Source organism: Microbacterium sp. GXF7504 (genome assembly GCF_054798235.1).
Genome location: NZ_JBSJZI010000001.1, coordinates 366,581 through 384,590, shown reverse-complemented (window position 1 = coordinate 384,590; position 18,010 = coordinate 366,581). Strand labels below are relative to the sequence as shown.

At 71.2% G+C, this 18,010-nt stretch carries 18 protein-coding genes; 5 read left to right on the top strand and 13 right to left on the bottom strand.

Annotated features, from left to right (window positions below; all coding sequences use genetic code 11):
- The first annotated feature begins 49 nt into the window (after positions 1–49).
- From ACWAUO_RS01850 to ACWAUO_RS01840, 3 genes are all read left to right on the top strand, one after another.
- Positions 50–1,621: a hypothetical protein gene (locus tag ACWAUO_RS01850; protein ID WP_460772570.1), complete on the top strand. Its 1,572-nt coding sequence runs from the start codon at positions 50–52 to the stop codon at positions 1,619–1,621.
- An 83-nt stretch (positions 1,622–1,704) separates the two neighbouring features.
- A complete protein-coding gene (locus ACWAUO_RS01845; protein WP_460772568.1) occupies positions 1,705–2,349 on the top strand; it encodes a YoaK family protein in 645 nt (214 codons plus the stop codon).
- A 21-nt stretch (positions 2,350–2,370) separates the two neighbouring features.
- Positions 2,371–2,592, top strand: a complete 222-nt coding sequence (locus tag ACWAUO_RS01840) for a DUF1653 domain-containing protein (protein ID WP_460772567.1) — start codon at positions 2,371–2,373, stop codon at positions 2,590–2,592.
- Here ACWAUO_RS01840 and ACWAUO_RS01835 read toward each other — a convergent pair.
- The 3 genes from ACWAUO_RS01835 to ACWAUO_RS01825 form a co-directional block, all read right to left on the bottom strand.
- Entirely contained in the window at positions 2,525–3,148 is a 624-nt protein-coding gene (locus ACWAUO_RS01835) for a hypothetical protein (RefSeq protein ID WP_460772565.1), read from the bottom strand. The genes ACWAUO_RS01840 and ACWAUO_RS01835 overlap by 68 nt on opposite strands.
- A gap of 82 nt (positions 3,149–3,230) precedes the next feature.
- On the bottom strand, positions 3,231–3,992 hold the full coding sequence (locus ACWAUO_RS01830) for a peptidase M23 (protein ID WP_460772564.1): 762 nt from the start codon (positions 3,990–3,992) through the stop codon (positions 3,231–3,233).
- Positions 3,993–4,331: 339 nt separating this feature from the next.
- Positions 4,332–5,873: an HNH endonuclease gene (locus ACWAUO_RS01825; protein WP_460772563.1), complete on the bottom strand. Its 1,542-nt coding sequence runs from the start codon at positions 5,871–5,873 to the stop codon at positions 4,332–4,334.
- 102 nt (positions 5,874–5,975) lie between these two features.
- Here ACWAUO_RS01825 and ACWAUO_RS01820 point away from each other — a divergent pair, with 102 nt between their 5' ends.
- The gene (locus ACWAUO_RS01820) at positions 5,976–6,995 is read left to right on the top strand and encodes an NADPH:quinone reductase (protein WP_460772561.1); all 1,020 of its coding nucleotides are present in this window, start codon (positions 5,976–5,978) and stop codon (positions 6,993–6,995) included.
- Positions 6,996–7,027: 32 nt separating this feature from the next.
- Here the strand turns inward: ACWAUO_RS01820 and ACWAUO_RS01815 are convergent, their stop codons facing one another.
- From ACWAUO_RS01815 to ACWAUO_RS01785, 7 genes are read right to left on the bottom strand one after another with little or no spacing between them, the layout of a single operon-like run.
- Positions 7,028–8,497 (bottom strand): NAD-dependent succinate-semialdehyde dehydrogenase, encoded by a 1,470-nt coding sequence (locus ACWAUO_RS01815; protein WP_460772560.1) that lies wholly within the window; start codon positions 8,495–8,497, stop codon positions 7,028–7,030.
- Positions 8,498–8,519: 22 nt separating this feature from the next.
- Complete coding sequence (locus ACWAUO_RS01810) at positions 8,520–9,317, bottom strand: N-acyl homoserine lactonase family protein (protein ID WP_460772559.1); 798 nt, start codon at positions 9,315–9,317, stop codon at positions 8,520–8,522.
- A gap of 5 nt (positions 9,318–9,322) precedes the next feature.
- The gene (locus tag ACWAUO_RS01805; protein ID WP_460772557.1) at positions 9,323–9,730 is read right to left on the bottom strand and encodes a carboxymuconolactone decarboxylase family protein; all 408 of its coding nucleotides are present in this window, start codon (positions 9,728–9,730) and stop codon (positions 9,323–9,325) included.
- Between the two features lie 27 nt (positions 9,731–9,757).
- Positions 9,758–10,645 carry an NAD(P)-dependent oxidoreductase gene (locus ACWAUO_RS01800; protein WP_460772556.1) on the bottom strand — a complete coding sequence of 296 codons (888 nt, stop codon included), beginning with the start codon at positions 10,643–10,645 and terminating at the stop codon, positions 9,758–9,760.
- Positions 10,642–11,898, bottom strand: a complete 1,257-nt coding sequence (locus ACWAUO_RS01795) for an alpha/beta fold hydrolase (protein ID WP_460772554.1) — start codon at positions 11,896–11,898, stop codon at positions 10,642–10,644. The genes ACWAUO_RS01800 and ACWAUO_RS01795 overlap by 4 nt, the downstream gene beginning before the upstream one ends.
- Complete coding sequence (locus ACWAUO_RS01790) at positions 11,898–12,875, bottom strand: carbon-nitrogen hydrolase family protein (protein ID WP_460772553.1); 978 nt, start codon at positions 12,873–12,875, stop codon at positions 11,898–11,900. Before ACWAUO_RS01790 ends, ACWAUO_RS01795 begins: the two co-directional genes overlap by 1 nt.
- The gene (locus tag ACWAUO_RS01785) at positions 12,868–14,202 is read right to left on the bottom strand and encodes an MFS transporter (RefSeq protein WP_460772551.1); all 1,335 of its coding nucleotides are present in this window, start codon (positions 14,200–14,202) and stop codon (positions 12,868–12,870) included. Before ACWAUO_RS01785 ends, ACWAUO_RS01790 begins: the two co-directional genes overlap by 8 nt.
- Before the next feature lie 42 nt (positions 14,203–14,244).
- Between ACWAUO_RS01785 and ACWAUO_RS01780 the strand changes: the two genes are divergently transcribed.
- On the top strand, positions 14,245–15,213 hold the full coding sequence (locus ACWAUO_RS01780) for a LysR family transcriptional regulator (RefSeq protein ID WP_460772549.1): 969 nt from the start codon (positions 14,245–14,247) through the stop codon (positions 15,211–15,213).
- A 120-nt stretch (positions 15,214–15,333) separates the two neighbouring features.
- Here ACWAUO_RS01780 and ACWAUO_RS01775 read toward each other — a convergent pair whose 3' ends face one another.
- From ACWAUO_RS01775 to ACWAUO_RS01765, 3 genes are all read right to left on the bottom strand, one after another.
- Entirely contained in the window at positions 15,334–15,549 is a 216-nt protein-coding gene (locus tag ACWAUO_RS01775; RefSeq protein WP_460772548.1) for an antitoxin, read from the bottom strand.
- 58 nt (positions 15,550–15,607) lie between these two features.
- Complete coding sequence (locus ACWAUO_RS01770) at positions 15,608–16,414, bottom strand: WecB/TagA/CpsF family glycosyltransferase (RefSeq protein ID WP_460772546.1); 807 nt, start codon at positions 16,412–16,414, stop codon at positions 15,608–15,610.
- Positions 16,415–16,593: 179 nt separating this feature from the next.
- Complete coding sequence (locus tag ACWAUO_RS01765) at positions 16,594–17,982, bottom strand: tyrosine-protein kinase domain-containing protein (RefSeq protein WP_460772545.1); 1,389 nt, start codon at positions 17,980–17,982, stop codon at positions 16,594–16,596.
- Positions 17,983–18,010 lie beyond the last annotated feature (28 nt).

Here is an 18,010-nt window from a genome sequence, read left to right as displayed (position 1 = left end):
GCTACGATGTGACGAAACCGCTGGGGGCGCGGGATGACGGGGGAACCGGATGGACGCGGCATGGCTGCAGGACAACCTGGTCCTCGTCATCGGCTGCGGGGCCGGCTTGCTGCTCGTCGCGGCCGCCGCGATCGGCGTCGCGTTCCTGCCGCCGGTCGCTCGTCGGCGTCGCCGCCGGCGTGAACTGAAGCGGTTCCGGCAGCAGGCCGTCGTGGACTTCGACCGGGGGTACGCCGAGCTCGCGATCGCGGCAGTCTCGCCCGCCGATCGGGCGCCGGCCGGGCCTGCGCAGGGGGATGCGGCGACCACCGGCGACGCGCACGAGCCTGTCCTCGAGGACGCGGCGGGGGATGCCATGTCCGCTGCGGCGGCCGAGGCGGCAGCGGAAGACCACACCGTCGACGATGCGGTCGAGGTGGGCGACGAAGGGGGAGTCGCTGAGATGACGGAGCCGGAGAAGCCTTCGCCGAACGGCGGATCGCCGACCGCGTTCGCGGCGCGGCAGGCCGTGGAGCCGCCGCCGGGATACGTGCCGTTGCCGATCCCGGAGTTGTGGGAGCCGGCGACGGACACGGTGCCGGTGGTCGAGCCGGGACTCGCTGTGGCACAGGCCGCCGCGACGCCGGTGTTCGAACCCGTGTCCGAACCGGCGCCGGTGTTCGTTGCCGCGCCGGTGTTCGAGGAAGCGTCCGAGCCGGCACCTGCGCCGGTGTTCGAGCAGGCGGTCGAGCCGGCGTCCGAGCAGGTGTTCGAGCCCGCGCCGGCACCGGCAGCGGATGAGGTTCCTCCCGGGTATGTGCCGCTCGAGATGCCCGAGCTGTGGGAGCCGCCGACCGAAGAGTCGCAGGAACAGGAGCCGGCGCCCGCCGCCGAGGCCGCGGCCGCGAAGGCCGAACGCGCCGCCCGTGATGCGTCGATGAGCCAGCCGGGTTCGGGCGTGCCCGTCGCTGCCGAGGGAGAGTGGGCAGATCCGGATGCGGTGCAGATCCGCGTCCTGCCGAGCTCCGCCACGACCGGCCCCGTCGCCCGGCAGACGTTGCCGGCTGTGCCGTCGGCCGTGCCGCCCGCTGTGCCGTCCGGTGTGCCGTCGACTGTGCCGCTGACGTCGGTCGAACCCGTCGCACCGCAGTACCCGCATCCGCCGGTCGCGCAGGTGCAGGTGCACCCGGCCGCGCAGGTGCAGCCATACCCGGCGGCGGCGCAAGCGTACCCGGCCGTGCAGGTGCAGACGCACCCGCCGGCGCAGGTGCAGGCATATCCGGCCCCGCAGCCGCAGTACGCGCCGGCCCAGCAGCCGCAGTACGCGCCCGCACAGCAGCATCCGCAGGCGCCTGCGCAGCAGTTCCCGGGCGCGCGGCCGGCGACCGGGGCGATCCCGAGGCCCCGCCGCATCCCGCGTTCGATGCAGGAGCTGCGGAGCGGCCCGTTCGAGGGGCGCGAGTTCGAGACGCCGCAGGAGCTCGCGGTCGCGGCCGTGCTCGAGCTGGGGTACCCGGCGCCCGCGATCGCCCGGCTGTTCCGGGTGCCGTCGTACCGGGTCGAGGAGTGGATCCGTACGGCGCAGGCCCCGCGGCCGCGCGTGCCGCGTCAGGGTACGGCCGGGCGTCCGCTCGACCGCTGAGCCCGGCACGTCTCGTGCATCGTTCGCGCGGCGCTAGCGTGAAACGGGGTGTGGGGCCGCCCACGCCGTGAGGAGGAGACGTCGTGGTGCAGTCGTTGAGCCGGCCGGCGGTGGTGCTCGTGGCGGCGCTCGCGATGCTCGCGGGCTTCGTCGACGGGTTCGGCTTCGTCTACCTCGGCGGCTACTTCGTGTCGTTCATGAGCGGCAACACGACCCGGGTCGGTGTCGGGGTCGCGGCCGATGACCTCGCGGCGGCCGGGCTCGGCCTGTCGCTCATCGTCGCGTTCGTGCTCGGTGCCATGGCGGGCACGGTCATCGCGAAGCCGGGTCGGCGGCGGTCGGAGTTCCTCGTGCTCCTGCTCGTGACGGTCGCGCTCGCGGCGGGCGCGGTGCTCGCGGCGTTCCGGATCGAGCTGGCCGCCGCCGCCTGTCTCGCGTTCGCGATGGGTGCGGTGAACACGGCGTTCTCGGGCGGCGGCGAGGTGTCGTTCGGCATCACCTACATGACCGGTGCGCTGGTGAAGATCGGGCAGGGCGTCGTGCACGCGTTCCGCGGCGGCAGCCCGACCGCCTGGACGCGGTACCTGCTGCTGTGGGCGGCGATCCTGCTCGGTGCCGTGCTCGGCGCGTGGGCGCAACGGGCGTGGGGCGAGGTCGTGCTGTGGCTCGCGGTGGCGTGGGCGCTCGCGGTGGCCGTGGCGCTGCGGGTGCGCGCGGCGCGGGGCTGACCGCATCCGTACGCTGGTGGCATGAGCGAGGTGACCCCCGGCGTCTACGAGCACTTCAAGGGTGCCCGGTACGAGGTGATCGGCGTCGGCCGGCACAGTGAGACCGAGGAGCCCCACGTGTTCTATCGGCAGCTGTACGGCGACGGCGGATGCTGGGTGCGGCCGCTCGCGATGTTCACAGCGCAGGTCGAGCGAAACGGCTACCGAGGGCCCCGATTCCGACGCGTCGACGACCGCGGGTAGGGCGCTCCGGGATGTCGCCGGGTGCGTCCTCGGCGAGGCGGTGCAGCGATGCGGTCGCGAGCGGGGATTGCCGCAGCATCCCGCGGGTGAACCGGGCGAGGGTGGCCCGGGCCTGATTGCGCACCTCGGTGCGAACCTCGGGGGTGAGGGTGCCGGCGCGCGCGATCTCGTCGAAGAGGGCGAGGCGCAGCGGGATGCGGGTGCGCGCCGTGCGGAGGACCCCGCCGAGCCAGTGGATGTCGCCGGTGATCGTGCCGGTGACGGCGTGGAGCGTGGGGGCGACGCCCGGCGTGAACCAGAGTTCGGCGAGGGTGCGTTCGCGGCCGGTGAGCGGTGCGTCGAGCGGGACGGTCATGTCGTGGCCGCGGCGGAAGTTCGGCGGGTAGGAGAGGGTGTCGCCGACGCGCTCGAGTGCCCGGGCGACGGTGTCCCAGTCGACGTCGGGGTCGGGCGCGGCGCCGGTGAGCGGCGTGCGCGACAGGGCGCGGATCTCGGCCGGGGTGACGACGATCATCCGGAACGGATGCGGCACACGGAGCGTGGTCGGTGAGGGCATGCGGTCTCCTTCGGGTTCACGGCGGCGGTGCCGTCGTGAGAAGAGACGCGCGAGTGCGCGGTTTATGACGCGATTCGCCGGATCATTCTCCGCATCCGATGCCGCGGGCGCGGAGTTCTTGCACGATGCGGCCGGCGCCGTCCCAGTACTTCGCGTAGTGGTTGGGGTCGCGGTTGATCTGGGTGCGGTGGGCGACGACCGTGGGCTCGAGCGTTTGCCGGTCGGGGTCGGGGACCTTGCGGAGCATCGCGCGGTAGAAGAGCGTCGCCGAGGTGTAGGGGTCGAGGCGCTGTTCGCGGCTGCCCCAGCCGTCCTGCTGCTGGAAGAGGCCGATCGAGGTGGTGCGGGAACCGTCGGGGTTGGTGACGCCGTTCGTCTCCCAGTCGCCGTAGTCGATGTTGCGGAGCGAGGATTCGCCCATCGCGGTCATGACGCCGATCGTCTGGTCGCGGACGCCGAGGCCCAGGTCGCAGGCGGCGGTGACGATGGTGGCGGCGTTGCCGATCTGTTCGTCGCCGTACCAGGCGAGCGGGTCGATGGGGGTGGCGGGTTCGCTGAGGGCGGTGCCGAGGTTGCCGAGTCCGTCGCCGAGGTCGTTGAAGGCGCGGATCGCGGATCCGACGAGGATCGTCACGCCGGCGATGGCCGCGACGGCGAGGGTGCAGCCGGTGGTGATGAGCGCGATGCGCCAGCGGCGGGCGCGTTCGGCGGCGCGGCGGCGCTGAGCGGGGGTGCGGCCGGGCTTCCGGCGGGTGGTGGTGCGCCTGGGGGTCGTCGGGCGGGACGGGCGCCGGCCGGTGGACGCGCGGGTGCCGCCGGAGGGGCGGGATGCTGCGCGGGCCATGCCCGCAATTCCACCACGGTTGTGTATGGGTGCGCTGGGGCGGTGCCAGGTGCCGTGCCCGGTGCCTGGTGCCTCGTGCCGGTGCTGGTGCTGGTGCTGGTGCTGGTGCTGGTGCTGGGTGCGCGGTGCGCGGTGCGCGGTGCGCGGTGCGCGGTGCCCCGTGCTGGGTGCCGCGGTGCCCGGTGCTCGGTGCCCGGTGCGCGGTGCGCGGTGCCCGGTGCGCGGTGCCCGGTGCGTGGTGCCAGGTGCGCGGTGGTCGGTGCGCGGTGCCAGGTGCGCGGTGGTCGGTGCGCGGTGCCGGGCGCCGTTGTCGGCGCGGGGCGCACTCGTCCCGCGCGGTCAGAACGGTGCCGTGTCTTCGATGCCGTAGGCGTCGGGGGTGAAGTGGACGGCGGGGATGGGTGGTTCGTCGATGTAGGTGCGGCCGGTGGGGGAGGTCCATTCGAGGATGCCGTCGCCGAGTTGTCGGACTTTCCAGGGGGTGAACTGTTTCATGGAGTGGTGGCGTTGGCACAGGTGTGCGAGGTTGCCGGTTTCGGTTTTCCCGCCGAGTGCCCAGTCGTGGGTGTGGTCGACTTCGCTGGTGATGGCGGGCATGGTGCAGCCGAATCCTCGGCAGCGTTGGTCTCTGCCTCGGAGGTAGCGGTCCATGCGGGGTGGTCGTTGGTAGGTGTCGACGTGGTGGACGATGCCGGTGACCGGGTCGGTGAGGAGCCGTTCGAGCGGGCTGTTGGTGGTTTCGGTGAGGGTTCGGGCGGTGTCGGGGTCGATGGGGGCGCGGCCGATGAGGCTGGCGGGGCCGTCGTCGGTGCCGAGGAGGGTGAGTGCGGAGACGACGACCTGGATCTTGGCGCGGAACGCGCCGAGGATGCCGGGCCCGTCGTCGTCGCGGGTGGGGTCGGCGTCGGGGGTGGTGGTGAGCAGCATGTCGGCGAACAGGTCTGCGCGGAGCTGGTCCATCGTGCGGGGGTCGGATGCGGCGATGGCCAGGTGGTTCGTGTCGACCCGGGCCAGCGGGCCGGTGCTCGCGGCGCTCGTGCCCGCGTCACTGCCTGACCCGGCGGCGGGGTCGGCGCTCGGGCTGTCGAACAGCCCATCAGCGCTGGACGCGCCGACGCCGGCGGCCCCGCCCGCGCCGGCGACACCCGCCGCCCCATCGAGCAACCCGGCAGCCGCAGCCGCAGCCTCCGCCTTCTCCCGCCGCCGCAGTTCCGCGGCCGCCTGCTCGCGGTGTTCGGCGATCGCATGGCCTTGCTGGGTGAGCCTGTCGTAGATCCCCGCCGCCAGCAGCGTTGGCAGCACCGCAACCAGTTCGCTCATCCCGTCGCGCAGCGTCCGCACGCACACCATCCGCTGTTCCTTCGCGTCGCGGTGGCGTTCGCCCAGGGTGCGGGGATGCATCCGTTCGGCGAGGATCGCGAGGTCTTCCTTCACCCGGTTCGGGGTCTTCCCATCGCACAGTTCCAGTGCGGCGAGCTCGTACTCGTGCCGGATGTCCTGGGGCAGCATCATCCCGAGGTCGGTGATCACCCGAACGTGCGCCCGCGTGATCCGCCCCGCCTCCCATGCCTCGAGCGTGGCGGGGTAGTCGTCGACCAACTCGCGGGCGTCGTCGATCTGGCGTTGCACGGACCGGTCGCTCAGCTGCAGCACCCCGGCGAGTTCCGCCGCGATGGACCGCAGCGCCATCTCCCGCTCCCGCACCTTCGCCGACGAGCGCGCGGCCTGCTTGGCGGCGAGGTCGGCGGCTCGTGCCAGCATCCGTACCCTGCGCACCTGCACGGCCGCTTCGTCGGCCCGCACGCGCTCGGCGACGGCGACGATCTCCGCCAGCTCGGCAAGATCGCCGTCGCTGCTGGGGAACATCTCCATCGAATGCATGTAGTAATCTTCGCACCCACCTCCGACATTGAACCTCGTACAGAGCGACGAAGCTGAGAACTCATGAGGGAATGCCTCACCGCACATCCCGTTGGACCCTCCATGCGAGCAGTCATCTACACGACCACCGGTGATCCGTCCGTGCTGTCCCTCGTCGAGCGACCCGTGCCGGAGCCCGGCCCGGGCGAAGTGCGCGTGCGCGTCGTCGTGTCGGGCGTGAACCCGACGGACTGGAAGTCGCGGGCCGGATCGAGCAGCCCCATGCAGTTCCCGGAGGTCGTGCCGAACCAGGACGGCGCCGGGGTGGTGGATGCGATCGGCGACGGCGTCGACTCCCTCGCTGTCGGCGACCGGGTGTGGCTCTACCTTGCGCAGCACGCCCGCCCGACCGGCACCGCGCAGGAGTACACGGTGGTGCCGGCGTCGCGGGCCGTGCGGCTTCCGGATGCGGCCACCTTCGAGGTCGGCGCGAGCCTCGGCGTCCCGGCGCTCACCGCGCACCGGGCGCTCACCGTCCATGACCAGGGGCCGTCGCGGCTCGCCCCCGGTGCCCTCGCCGGCCGGACCGTGCTGGTGCAAGGCGGCGCGGGTGCGGTGGGGCACGCGGCCATCCAGCTCGCCGTCTGGGCGGGCGCGACCGTCATCGCGACGGTCAGCTCCGATGCGAAGGCCGCGCTGGCGACCGCCGCCGGTGCCCACCACACGGTGAACTATCGCGAATTCGGCGTCGCCGACCGCATCCGCGAACTCGCGCCCGACGGGGTCGATCAGATCGTCGAGGTCTCACCGGCGCAGAACGCCGCGCTCGACGTGGAGGTCGCCGCGAACCACGCGTCGGTGGCCTACTACGCGAACGACGGCGGCGACGAGCTGCGTGTGCCGGTGTTCTCGTTCGTGAAGAACATGCGCTGGCAGGGGCTGCTCATGTACACCGTCGGCGAGGCCGCGTGGACGGCGGGCGCCGACGACATCACGGCCGCGCTCGAAGACGGCGCGCTGCCGGTGGGGGAGGATGCGGGGTTGCCGCTCACGTGGTTCCCGCTCGCCGACACCGCGGGCGCCCACGCGGCGGTCGAGGCCGCGACGGTCGGCAAGGTGCTCATCCGGGTCGCCGAGGACTGACCTGTTACCCGCGTGCACCCGAGCGGGGGTGATCACCAGCCTGCGTCGAGCGCCACGTATTTCGTCTCCAGGTACTCGTCGATGCCGACGGCGCCGCCCTCGCGCCCGTACCCGCTGTGCTTGATGCCCCCGAAGGGGGCTGCGACGTCAGACAGCACGCCCCGGTTCACCCCGACCATTCCCACGTGCAGCGCCTCGACGAGGGCGGCGGCGCCGTGCAGATCCCGGGTGAAGAGGTACGACGCCAATCCGTACTCGGACGCGTTCACCTGGTCGATCAGTTCGGCTCGGTCATGCCAAGTGACGACGGGCGCGACGGGGCCGAAGATCTCCTCCCGCACGATCCGCGCGTCGGCGGGGACATCACGCAGCAGCGTCGGTGAGAAGTACGCGCCGAGACCGTCAGCGGGCACCGGGACGGATGCCACCACGGATGCGCCGCGGTCGGTCGCATCGGCGACGAGTCCGCGGATGCGGTCGACGGCGTGCTCGTCGATGAGTGGCCCCACGGTCGATGCCGGGTCGGAGCCCGGACCGACCACGAGCGCGCGGAAGCGCTCGGCCAGCGCCGCGGTGAAGTCGTCGACCACATCGGCGTGCACGTAGAACACGTTCGCTGCAGTGCAGGCCTCACCGTTGTTCCGGAGTTTCGCCTTCATCGCCTCATCGGCGGCCCGGTCGAGGTCGGCATCCGGGCACACGATGAACGGGGCGTTGCCGCCCAGTTCCATCGACAGACGCAGCACCTGGTCGGCGGACTGGCGGATCAGCTGCCGCCCGACGTGCGTCGACCCAGTGAACGAGATCTTCCGCAGGCGTCCGTCGGCCATAAGCGCGGCGACCGTCTCGACGGACGCCGTGGTCGGGATGACCGAGACCACGCCGGCGGGCACGCCGGCTTCGACGAGGATCGCGGCGAGCGCGTTCATCGTGAGCGGGGTGGGCGTCGCGGGTTTGATGACGACGGTGCAGCCCGCTGCGAGTGCGGGCCCGAGCTTGCGGGTGCCCATGGCGAGCGGGAAGTTCCACGGCGTGACCAGCAGGCACGGCCCCACCGGCTGCCGGAGCGTGAGGATGCGGCTCTCGCCCGAGGGTGAGGTCGAGGTCTGCCCGCTCACACGCACGGCCTCCTCGGCGAACCACCGCAGGAAGTCGGCGCCGTAGGTGATCTCGGCCTCCGACTCCGCGAGCGGCTTGCCCATCTCGAGCGTCATGAGCAGGGCCAACGGCTCCCGGCGCTCGATGAGCAGTTCGTATGCCCTGCGCAGGATGTCGGCGCGGCGGCGGGGCGCGGTCGCGGCCCAGTCGGCCTGCGCACTCGTCGCCGCGTCGAGTGCGTCCATCGCGTCGTCGACGGTCGCGTCGGCCATCTCGGTGAGGATCTCGCCCGTCGCCGGGTCGGTGACACCGAACCGGCCGCCGTCGGATGCGTCGCGGAACTCGTTCCGGATGAAGACGCCGGTCGGCGCGTGCCGCAGCGCGGCGTCGATGTCGATGACCACGGGGGTTCCCTTCAGAAGCTGCTCAGCCCAGCACGCCGACGTCGTCGGCGACGGGGGTCATGGTGGCGAACACCTGCGCGTCGTGCCCCGGCACGAGGTGGCGGGCGGAGGAGTCGCGGCGAGCACGGATGAGATCGAACGTGCGGTAGGTCGCGGGCAGGTCCATCGAGGAGATGAACGGCATGTCCCGTTCCAGCTCCTCGAAGAAGTGGAGCGCGTCCGATGCGAGGAGCACGGGCCCGGATGCGGTGTCCACCTCGAGCATGAGCTGTCCGGGGGTGTGCCCGCCCACCGGGATCAGCCGCACGCCCGGGGCGATGTCGGTTTCGTCGTGCACGGTGACCAACCGGCCCTGCCCACGGAGCCGCTCGAACTCGGCGACCTCGTGCGGCTCGGTGTAATGCCCGACGAGGCGACGGTCGAGCACACCGCTGAACGCGAATTCGAGCTCCTGCTCGGCGACGTGCACGCGGGCGTTCGGGAACCGGGCGAGATTTCCGATGTGGTCGTAGTGGCAGTGCGTCACGACGATCGTGTCGATGTCCTCTGGCCGGATGCCGGCGTGCGCCTCGAGCATCTCGACGGGGTCGTGCAGCACGACCCTCCCGCGGCGCTCCGCGACGTCGGCGGCGAACCCGGTGTCCACGAGGATCGCGCGCTCGTCGTTGCGCACCAGCCAGAAGTAGTAGTCGACGACGTGCGCACCGTCCGCCTCGCCGTATGCCGCGTAGTCGAGGAAGACCTCGGACCGACGCGTCTCGCGCGTGCCGTGGCGGAAGGTGTACACGCGGTACTGGGCGCTGTCGCCGGGCACCGCCATGCCGATCAGTCGTCCTTGCCGCTGTGCACGTCGACGGTCGGCTCCATGCGCTCGGCACCGACCACGCTCTGCCACGCCTCGACGCCCCACTGGAACGCGACGATCCCGGCCTCGGGCAGCGAGATCTCGATGGCCTCGAGGATCTCCTCGGGGGAGAGCCCGAGGTCGAGCGCGACCTGGATGTGGCTGCGCAGCTGGGGCATGGGCGCGCGCATCACGGTGAGGCTCAGGATGAACAGCAGTTCCTTGGTCTTGCGGTCGAGTCGGCGCTGGTCGAGGTACGCGGCGCTCACGACCTGGTTCGCTGCTTTCAGTACCGGGAAGTCTGCGGCGGCCATCACCTTGTGATAGTCGAGCACGTACCCGCGCTTGCGGGCCATGTCGTCGATGTAGTCCTGTGCTTCGGCGGTCATGTGGGTCTCCTTCTTTCTGGGTGTGGTTCAGCGACGGATGAGGACGTCGTTGCTGGTCTCGTAGTACCGGGCGATCTCGGTGTGATCGGGCGGGGAGCCGGCGACCGCGCGGGAGCGCTCGGCGACCGTGCCCGCCGAGTCCGTCACGGGGGTGACCAGGCCCGCACCGCTCGTGAGGGAGCGCGCGATGGCGAGGTCCTTCAGCATGAGGTCCATGCCGAACCCCGACGCGAACGTGCCGCTGAGGATGAAGTTCGGGTACTTCACCTCGGTGGCCTGGCTGCGGCCGGTGGAGGCGTTGAGGACGGCGACCATCTTCTCCGGGGCGATCCCGAAGCGCGCAGCGGCGGTGATGACCTCCGCGGCCGCAGCGATGTTGGTGGCCGAGAGCAGGTTGTTCAGCGCTTTCGCCGCATCCCCGGCGCCCGGATCGCCGACGTGGTGGATGCTGGCGCCGAGCACCTCGAGGTACGGCCGGGCGCGTTCGAAGCCAGGCTCGGTGGCGCCGACCATGATGGCCAGCTCACCCGTCTTCGCCTTCGCGACACCGCCCGAGACGGGCGCGTCGACGTAGTCGATGCCGTGCTGCGCCGCCGCTGCGGCCAGGGTGCGGGTGCTCTCCGGCTCCGAGGAACTCATGTCGATGATGAGCGACCCCGCAGGGAGCCGCTCGAGGAGCGCGGTGTCCGTGCGCACGAGCGATTCGACGATGCGGGAGTTCGGCACCATGAGGATGACCGTGTCGATGTGGTCGGGGAGCGGGTCGAGCCCGTCGAGCACGGGCACGCCGAGCTCCTCGCCGAGCCGGGCCGCGGCGTCCGCGTTCACGTCGTACAGCGCGAGGTCGACGGCGCCGGCAAGGTTGCGGGCCATCGGCTCGCCCATCATTCCCAGGCCGATGAACAATGCGGTCATGACGGGGTGTCTCCTTCTGGTCGGGATGCGGCCGCGCCGGCGGCCGACGGGGATGGGGTGCCGAGCACGCGGGTGAGGGCGTCCTCGAGATACGGGGCGAAGCGTGCGGGGTTCTCGGCGTGCGGGAAGTGGCCGAGTTCGGGCATCTCCGCGAAGGAGGCGTTCGGGATCGCCTCGGCGAGGGCGCGGGATGCGGCGGGCGGCACCGTCGTGTCGAAGCGGCCGCTGAGCACCGCGATGTGCGGGCTGCCCGGTGTCAGCTGCGCCGCGATGCGGTCGAAGTCCCACTGCAGGTACGAGTCGATGTCCGCGGCGTACAGCCCGTGCCCGCCGGAGGAGTAGCCCCACCACACGCGGGTGCGGAACTCCTCGGGCGACTGCGGGTTCATGAGGCCGTACGTCCACTCCGGCACGAGCGTCGACTGGTCCACATCGACGGCGCGGAGGAGGTCGGACGCGCGGTTCGCCACCCGGTGCCCGGCCTGGCAGGCGACCGCGCCCGCGAACCGGTGCGGATGGGTGGCGACCGCGTGCACGACCGCGGCGCCGGCCATCGAAGCCCCGACCAGCACGGGCCCGGCGAGCCCGATCGCGTCGGCCGCGGCGACGATGAACTCGGTGTAGGCGTCGGGGGTGAGCCGCCACGCCCCGGCCTCCCGCCCGAACGTGGGCGACGACTTGCCGTGCCAGGGCAGGTCGACCGTGACGAGCTCGTAGCGGTCGGTGAGGTCGGTGTCGGTCATCAGCCCGTGCCACTGCGACGTGTCACTGCCCGCGGTCGCGAGCGCGAGCAGCTGCGGGCCCTGTCCGCACCGCTCCACGAAGACGTCGCCGGTGCCGAGCGCGGAACTCACGCGCGCATACGACCCGCGCGCGGTGAGCGGGCGCCGCACCCGCGGTTCCTGCGGAGTCGGGCGTCGTGAGCCTTCGACGACCGTGCGCACCACGTGCAGGTGCCGGAAGTACGCCCGCTCGTCGCCCTCCACCTGGAGCGACCCGGTGCGGACGAGGTGCAGCACGCTCTGCCAGCCTGGCTGCGGGGCGTCGTCGAGCAGACGGCTCCAGGTCGCGTCGTCACCTCGTAGGGTGAACGCGGCGCCCGCGGTCTCCGGGGTCAGCGACAGCATCCCGTCGTCGACGGCGACCCCCGCCTGCCACGTCTCGGCGGCGAGCGCGAACCCCAGCCGCACCCCGCGCGCGACCGCCGGCGCCGGCGAGGCGGCGCGCTGCAGGAGCTGCTCGGGGATGGGCATCAGCGCACCTGCTGCGGCGCCGGTGCCGTGAGCCCGCCGTCGAACCGCACGGACTGCTTCGCCCGGGTGTCGACGCGCAGCTGGAACACGTCGGGGCGCGAATAGTGCCCGGCCACGTCGAAGTCGAGGTGCGAGCGCACCTTGCGTGCTGGGTCGATCTCGGCGTAGAGGATGGTCTCCTCGTCGAACACGGGTCCCGCGAGCACCTCGCCGTCGGGGGCGACGATCATGCTGCCGCCGCGCATGACGATGTCGCCGTGGGGAGGCTCCTCGTCGAAGGTGTGGTGCTCGGGATAGGCGGATGCGGTGATGTACTGGCAGGCCGACAGCACGTGCGTGCGTCCCTCGACCGCGACGTGCACCATCGTGGCGGCCCACGTCGGACGGTCGTCGGCGGTTGGCGCGCAGTAGACCTCGACGCCCTGTGCGTACATCGCCTGCCGCAGGAGCGGCATGTAGTTCTCCCAGCAGATCACGGTGCCCACGCGCCCCGCCTCGGTCTCCATGGTGCCGAGTGTCGAGCCGTCACCGAAACCCCACATCACGCGCTCGGCGCCGGTCGGCATGAGCTTGCGGTGGATGGCGGCGAGGCCCTCCTGCGGGTCGAGCATCAGCGCCGTGCAGTACAGCGTGTTGCCCAGTCGCTCGATGATCCCGATGACGGCGGAGACGCCCAGTTCGCGGGCGGCGTTCGCGAGCGCGCCCACCTCTTCACCCTCGAGCGTCACCGCGGATTCGTACACGTGCCGGTACTGGTCGCGGCCCTGTTCGGTGCGGATGCCCACCGGGGCCCCGAAGGTGCTGCCCTTCGGGTACCCGCCGATGAACGCCTCGGGGAACACGACGAGCTTCGCGCCGGCAGCGGCGGCCTCGCCCAGGAGGGCGACCGCCTTGCGGGTGGATGCGGTCGCGTCGAACGGGATCGACGAGGCCTGTACGACCGCGACCTTCGTGGGGGTGTTCACGGACTCAGCCACGGGAGATGTCGATTCCCTTGGTCTCCTTCAGCGTGGGAAGGAGCACGACGGTCGCGACGACGGCCACGGCGATGACGTAGAACGCGGGGGAGATGAGGATGCCGGTGCCGGCGACGAGGGCCGCCGCGACCAGGGGGCCGGGGCCGGCGAGCAACGCGTAGGCCACGTTGTAGCCGATGGCGGCGCCGGTGGCGCGGATGGATGCGGGGAACACCTCGACGAGCAGCACGTTGTTCACGACCGCCGTGCAGGCCACGAAGAACGAGAACGGGACGAGCGCGAGGAAGGCGAGCCAGCCGTTGCCGGTCGACATGAGCCAGAACGCGGGGACGCTCCACACGATCAGGCCGATGAGCCCGGTGTACAGCATCGGTCGGCGACCGAACCTGTCGACGAGTACGCCGACGGTGGGGTTGAAGGCGACGTAGACCACCATCACCGCGCCGCACACGAGCAGGGCTTCGAGCCGCGGCATCCCGACGGGGCCCGAGAGGAAGTTGTTCATGTACGTGATGAGGTAGTACAGGCCGACGCCGAAGATGCCGGAGAACGCGAGGGTCATCACGAAGGCCTTGACCTTGGCGCCCGCGGGGGTGTGCTCGAGGGTGTTGTTCGCGCGCTTGCGCTCGACCTCTTCGAAGACCGGAGTGTCCTCGAGCTTGCGGCGGATGTAGATGGCGATCACGGCCATGAGGAGCGAGGCCAGGAACGGGATGCGCCAGCCCCACGACGCGAGGGCGTCTTCCGGCATGGCGGCGGTGAGTGCGGCCGCCGTCACGGTGCCGACGAGGAACGCGAGACCCGCGGTGCCGGTGACGACGCTGGCGTAGACCGCGCGGTGGGCGCGGGGGGCGCTTTCGCCGATGTAGGCGGCGGCGCTCGTCCACTCGCTGCCGGCGAAGCCGCCCTGCAGCAAACGGAGGATGACGACGATGATGGGCGCCGCGATCCCGATCGTGCCGAAGGCGGGCGTCAGGCCGATGAGTGCGGTGACGATGCCCATGCCGAGCACGGTGATGATCAGCACGCTGCGGCGGCCGAGCCGGTCACCGAGGGGGCCGAGGATGAGGGCGCCGAACGGCCGGGAGATGAACCCGACAGCGAACACCGCGAGCGCCGACAGCATCTCGGCCGTCGCGTTGCCCGAGGGGAAGAACTGGGCGCCGATGATCGCGGCGAAGTAGCCGTAGATGGCGAAGTCGAACCATTCCATGAAGTTGCCGATGCCCACCGCGACCATGCGGCGGGTGCGGTCGGTCTTCGTGAGCGCGACCGATGCCGTCAGGGGTGCGGCCTCGTCGGTCGAGCCGGTGGTGAGGTTGTCCATGCGCGAGCTCCTTCGTTCGTCCGGCAAACCGTCCGCTTCAGTGTGTGCTCCGTCGACTCAGCAGTCCAACAAATGATTAAGATGGCGATTATCAACCCCATCGATTTGCAGAAGGTCGACCTCAACCTCCTGGTCGTCTTCCAAGCACTCATGCAGGAGGGCAGCGTCACGCGCGCCGGCTACAAGTTGAGCCTGTCGCAGAGCGCGGTCAGCGCCGCGCTGTCACGCCTTCGGACGCTGTTCGACGACAAACTCTTCGAGCGCACCCGCGCAGGAATGAGTCCCACGCCGAAGGCCCTGTCGCTCTCGCTCGCGCTGGGGCCGAGCCTCAGTGCGATCGCCACGGTGATCCTCGACGACGTCGAGTTCGAGCCGTGGCAGAGCAGTCGTACCTTCCACATCGCGATGTCGGACGACATCGAGATGCTGTTCAGCCCGTGGGTGGCTCGCCAGAAACTGGATCACAACTGGGGCGTGAACTTCGCCATTCACCAGACGAATAGTCATCTGTGGCGCGAGACGCTCGACGACCCGATCATCGACCTGGTCCTGACCACGACCCCGCCGCACACGGCCGCCGACTTCCGCGCCGAGCCGCTGTTCTCCGGCGATTACCGCTGTGTGTACAACCCGGCGCTGCTGCGGCTTTCGTCGCCGTTGACCACGACGGAGTACATCGAGACGCGGCACGTACGGGTGTCGTACGACCTGCAGCGCGGCTGGGTGGATGACGTGCTGGCCGGGATGGGGCAGCGGCGTGACACGCTCTGCACGATCAGTCACTTCAGCGGGCTGGGCGCGCTGCTGCTGAGCCTGCCGGTGATCGCGACGGTGCCCGAGCATGTGGCGGCGCGGCTCGCCGAGATCCATGATCTGCAGCTCTCCCCGGTGCCGATCCAGATGCCGCGGTTCACGATCTCGGCGCTGTGGCGCACCGAGGTCGACGGGCTCATCGAGAACCAGTGGATCCGCGACCTTTGCACCACGTTCGTGCAGGTGCACGAGCTGTAGCACCTGAGGCGGCCGAGTCCGGGTCGCCGAGGACTGACCCGAACGCGCGAGTGGGCACTCGCGGCGGCTGTCCGAGGCCGGAAGCCGCCACAAGCGCCCACTCGCGCGGAAGAGTCGGGGTTACTCGGTGCCGACGGCCTTGTCGGCGGCGTCGCGGGCGCCGTCGATCTGGGAGTCGAACTTGCCGCCGGTGACCTTCTTCGCGACACCCGAGGCGCCGTCGAGGAGCTTGTCGCTGATCTGCTCGGCCTGTTCGCTCTTGAGCGCGGCCTGGATCTTGTCCTGGTTCTGGTCGTACAGCTTCTTGCCGTTGTTGATGAGGTCTTCGAGGCCCATGGCGGTTCCTTTCACGCGGCCGCTCGGATGCAGCGGCTCTTCGACCATTCTCGGGCGTTCAGCGGTCGTCCGACACCGCGCCGGCCGCGGGGAGGACGCCGGGCACCGCGGTTCGCCCGCGAGCGTGGAGCGACCGCAGGAAGACCCCCACGAATCGCGGACCCTTGACGAGGTAGCGGTGCGCGAGCCGGCGGGGCTCCTGCGCGAGGCGCCACAGCCACTCGAGGCCGAGCTGTTGGGCCGCCCGAGGCGCACGGGCGAAGCGTCCGGCGAGGAAATCGGCCGACCCGCCGGCGCCCACGTACACGGCGGCGGGCAGCAGGTGCCGCCACGCCATGAACCACTTCTCCTGCTTGGGCGAGCCGAGGCAGATGAAGACGAGGTGCGGACGGATGCTGCGGAGCACCTCGATCGCGGGAAGGCTCGCCGGGTCGCCGGGCCCGTCGAGCATGGGCAGCGGCACGGTACGGAGGTGCTCGGTCTCGGGGATGCGGGCGAGCGAGGCGTCGTTGCCGCCGAGGATCGCGATCCGCCACCCGCGCGCGGGGCTCTCGACGATCGCGGCGGTCAGCAGGTCGGCGCCGGCGATGCGGTGGACCTCGGGGGCACCGAGGGTGCGGGCGAGCGCGACGATGGGGGCGCCGTCGGCGATGTGCACGCTGGCGGCGTCGAAGGCCTCGCACCAGGCCGCGTCGTCTTCGAGGTTGAGCACCTGGTCGACGTTCGGGGTGACCACGAGGCGCGGAACGCCGTCACGCACGCGGTCGTCGATCGTGTCGAGCAGGTCGCTCAGCGTCCCCTCGAACAAGGGTGCACCGCGGAAGCCGACCCGGCCGTCGTGCTCGACGTCCAGGGTGACGGCCACGCGCGCAGACCGGCGTGCCACAGTGTCGCCTCCCCCAAGGCTTCACAAACGCGTGATCGCGTTTGTCCCCCATTCGGACTACACATTAGCGGCTCCGAAGCGGGTTTCCGGGCCGGGTCGGCGATTCCACGCATCCGCCTCGGGAGCGGTCCCAACCGCGGGACTTCACCGCTGCGATGTCAAGTGTTCGCGCTCACCGATTCCGGTAGTTCTGCGGTGTCCGGAGTGCCGATCTCGGCGGGTGTGGCCGCCGCGAGCTCGACGGACGAGACCCGATCGAGCACGACACCGGTGATCGTCGCCCCGGCGTGTCGGAGCGAGGTGACCACGCGCATGAGGTCGGCGCGACGGGTTTCGACCGCCTCGGCGACGACGACCACGTTCCGCAGGTGCTGCGTGAACCGCGTGGCCTCGCTCGCGTTGGTGATGGGCGGGGCGTCGACGATGACGACGTCGAACTCGCGGTCGAGCTCGGTGAGCGCCTGCGCGAACCGGTCGGCGGCGAGCAGGTCGGAGACGGTGGTGAGGCTCGCGCCGCACGGGATGATCGTGAACCCGCCCTCGTCCCACGGCAGCAGTGCCTCGTCGAGCGGGGTCTTGCCGGCCACCACGTCGGTGATGCCGTGGGTCTGCGGCAGGCGCAGCTGCGACGCGAGGCGACCGCCGCGGATGTCGGCGTCGATGTAGACGACGTGGTTGCCGGCTTCGGCGAGGGCGGCGGCGAGGCTCGCCGCGACTGTGGTCTTGCCGGCCCCGGGAAGCGCCGAGGTGACGAGCACGTGCGCGGGCGAGCCGTCGGAGAGGAACAGCACGTCGATCGCGACCCGGCGCAGGAACGCCTTCCGCTCGGGCGTCTGCACCGGATAGTGCAGCAGGTCGCGCACCTCGTCGCCGCGGGCGACGGGCACGCCGCCGAGGTAGGGCATGCCGAGCGCGGTGACGTCGCGGCCGCGGCGGATGCGGGTGTCGAAGTTGTCGACGAGCACGGCGGCGAGCACGCCGACGAAGAGCGCGATGACGGCGGCGACGACGAGGTTCAGTCGCAGGTTCGGCGAGGTGCGCTGCTCGGGCGGGAGCGCCGCCTGCAGCACCGACACCTCGACCGGCGAGCTCGCGACGGATGCTGCGCCCTCGAGGGCTGCGATCGCCGGCGGCAGGTTCGCGGCAACGCTGTCGGCGATCGAGGCGGCCTGCTCGGCCGTGGCGCCGTTGGCGGAGATGTTCATGACCGTCGTGCCGGTGGGGACGGTCACGGCGAGCTCGCGGACGAACTCGCCGACGCTGAGGTCGAGGTCCTCCTCGATGATCACGGGGCGGAGCACCTCGGCGGTGGACACCGCCTGGGCGTAGGTCTCCATGCGCTCGGCGACGTAGGTCGCGGCGGTGCGGCGGTCGGTCATCGTCGTGTTCGCCGGGAGCGCGGGCGCGAACGACACTTGCGCGGTCGCGGTGTACACCGGCGGGATGAAGAACGATCCCGCCCCGATCGCGGCGCCGACGACGATGGTGACGACCAGGAAGACCGGCCACCGGCGCAGCAGCAGACGGATGTAGCTGCGAAGATCCATGGCCCCCACCTGGTCGGATTCTGCGGGG

Excerpts from the sequence above, each read along its gene's own strand:
- ACWAUO_RS01835 (WP_460772565.1), bottom strand. The coding sequence starts at position 3,148 with ATGCCCTCACCGACCACGCTCCGTGTGCCGCATCCGTTCCGGATGATC.
- ACWAUO_RS01810 (WP_460772559.1), bottom strand. The coding sequence starts at position 9,317 with ATGGCGGTGCCCGGCGACAGCGCCCAGTACCGCGTGTACACCTTCCGC.
- ACWAUO_RS01830 (WP_460772564.1), bottom strand. The coding sequence starts at position 3,992 with ATGGCCCGCGCAGCATCCCGCCCCTCCGGCGGCACCCGCGCGTCCACC.
- ACWAUO_RS01825 (WP_460772563.1), bottom strand. The coding sequence starts at position 5,873 with ATGCATTCGATGGAGATGTTCCCCAGCAGCGACGGCGATCTTGCCGAG.
- ACWAUO_RS01775 (WP_460772548.1), bottom strand. The coding sequence starts at position 15,549 with ATGGGCCTCGAAGACCTCATCAACAACGGCAAGAAGCTGTACGACCAG.
- ACWAUO_RS01805 (WP_460772557.1), bottom strand. The coding sequence starts at position 9,730 with ATGACCGCCGAAGCACAGGACTACATCGACGACATGGCCCGCAAGCGC.
- ACWAUO_RS01840 (WP_460772567.1), top strand. The coding sequence starts at position 2,371 with ATGAGCGAGGTGACCCCCGGCGTCTACGAGCACTTCAAGGGTGCCCGG.
- ACWAUO_RS01765 (WP_460772545.1), bottom strand. The coding sequence starts at position 17,982 with ATGGATCTTCGCAGCTACATCCGTCTGCTGCTGCGCCGGTGGCCGGTC.
- ACWAUO_RS01795 (WP_460772554.1), bottom strand. The coding sequence starts at position 11,898 with ATGCCCATCCCCGAGCAGCTCCTGCAGCGCGCCGCCTCGCCGGCGCCG.
- ACWAUO_RS01850 (WP_460772570.1), top strand. The coding sequence starts at position 50 with ATGGACGCGGCATGGCTGCAGGACAACCTGGTCCTCGTCATCGGCTGC.
- ACWAUO_RS01800 (WP_460772556.1), bottom strand. The coding sequence starts at position 10,645 with ATGACCGCATTGTTCATCGGCCTGGGAATGATGGGCGAGCCGATGGCC.
- ACWAUO_RS01820 (WP_460772561.1), top strand. The coding sequence starts at position 5,976 with ATGCGAGCAGTCATCTACACGACCACCGGTGATCCGTCCGTGCTGTCC.
- ACWAUO_RS01785 (WP_460772551.1), bottom strand. The coding sequence starts at position 14,202 with ATGGACAACCTCACCACCGGCTCGACCGACGAGGCCGCACCCCTGACG.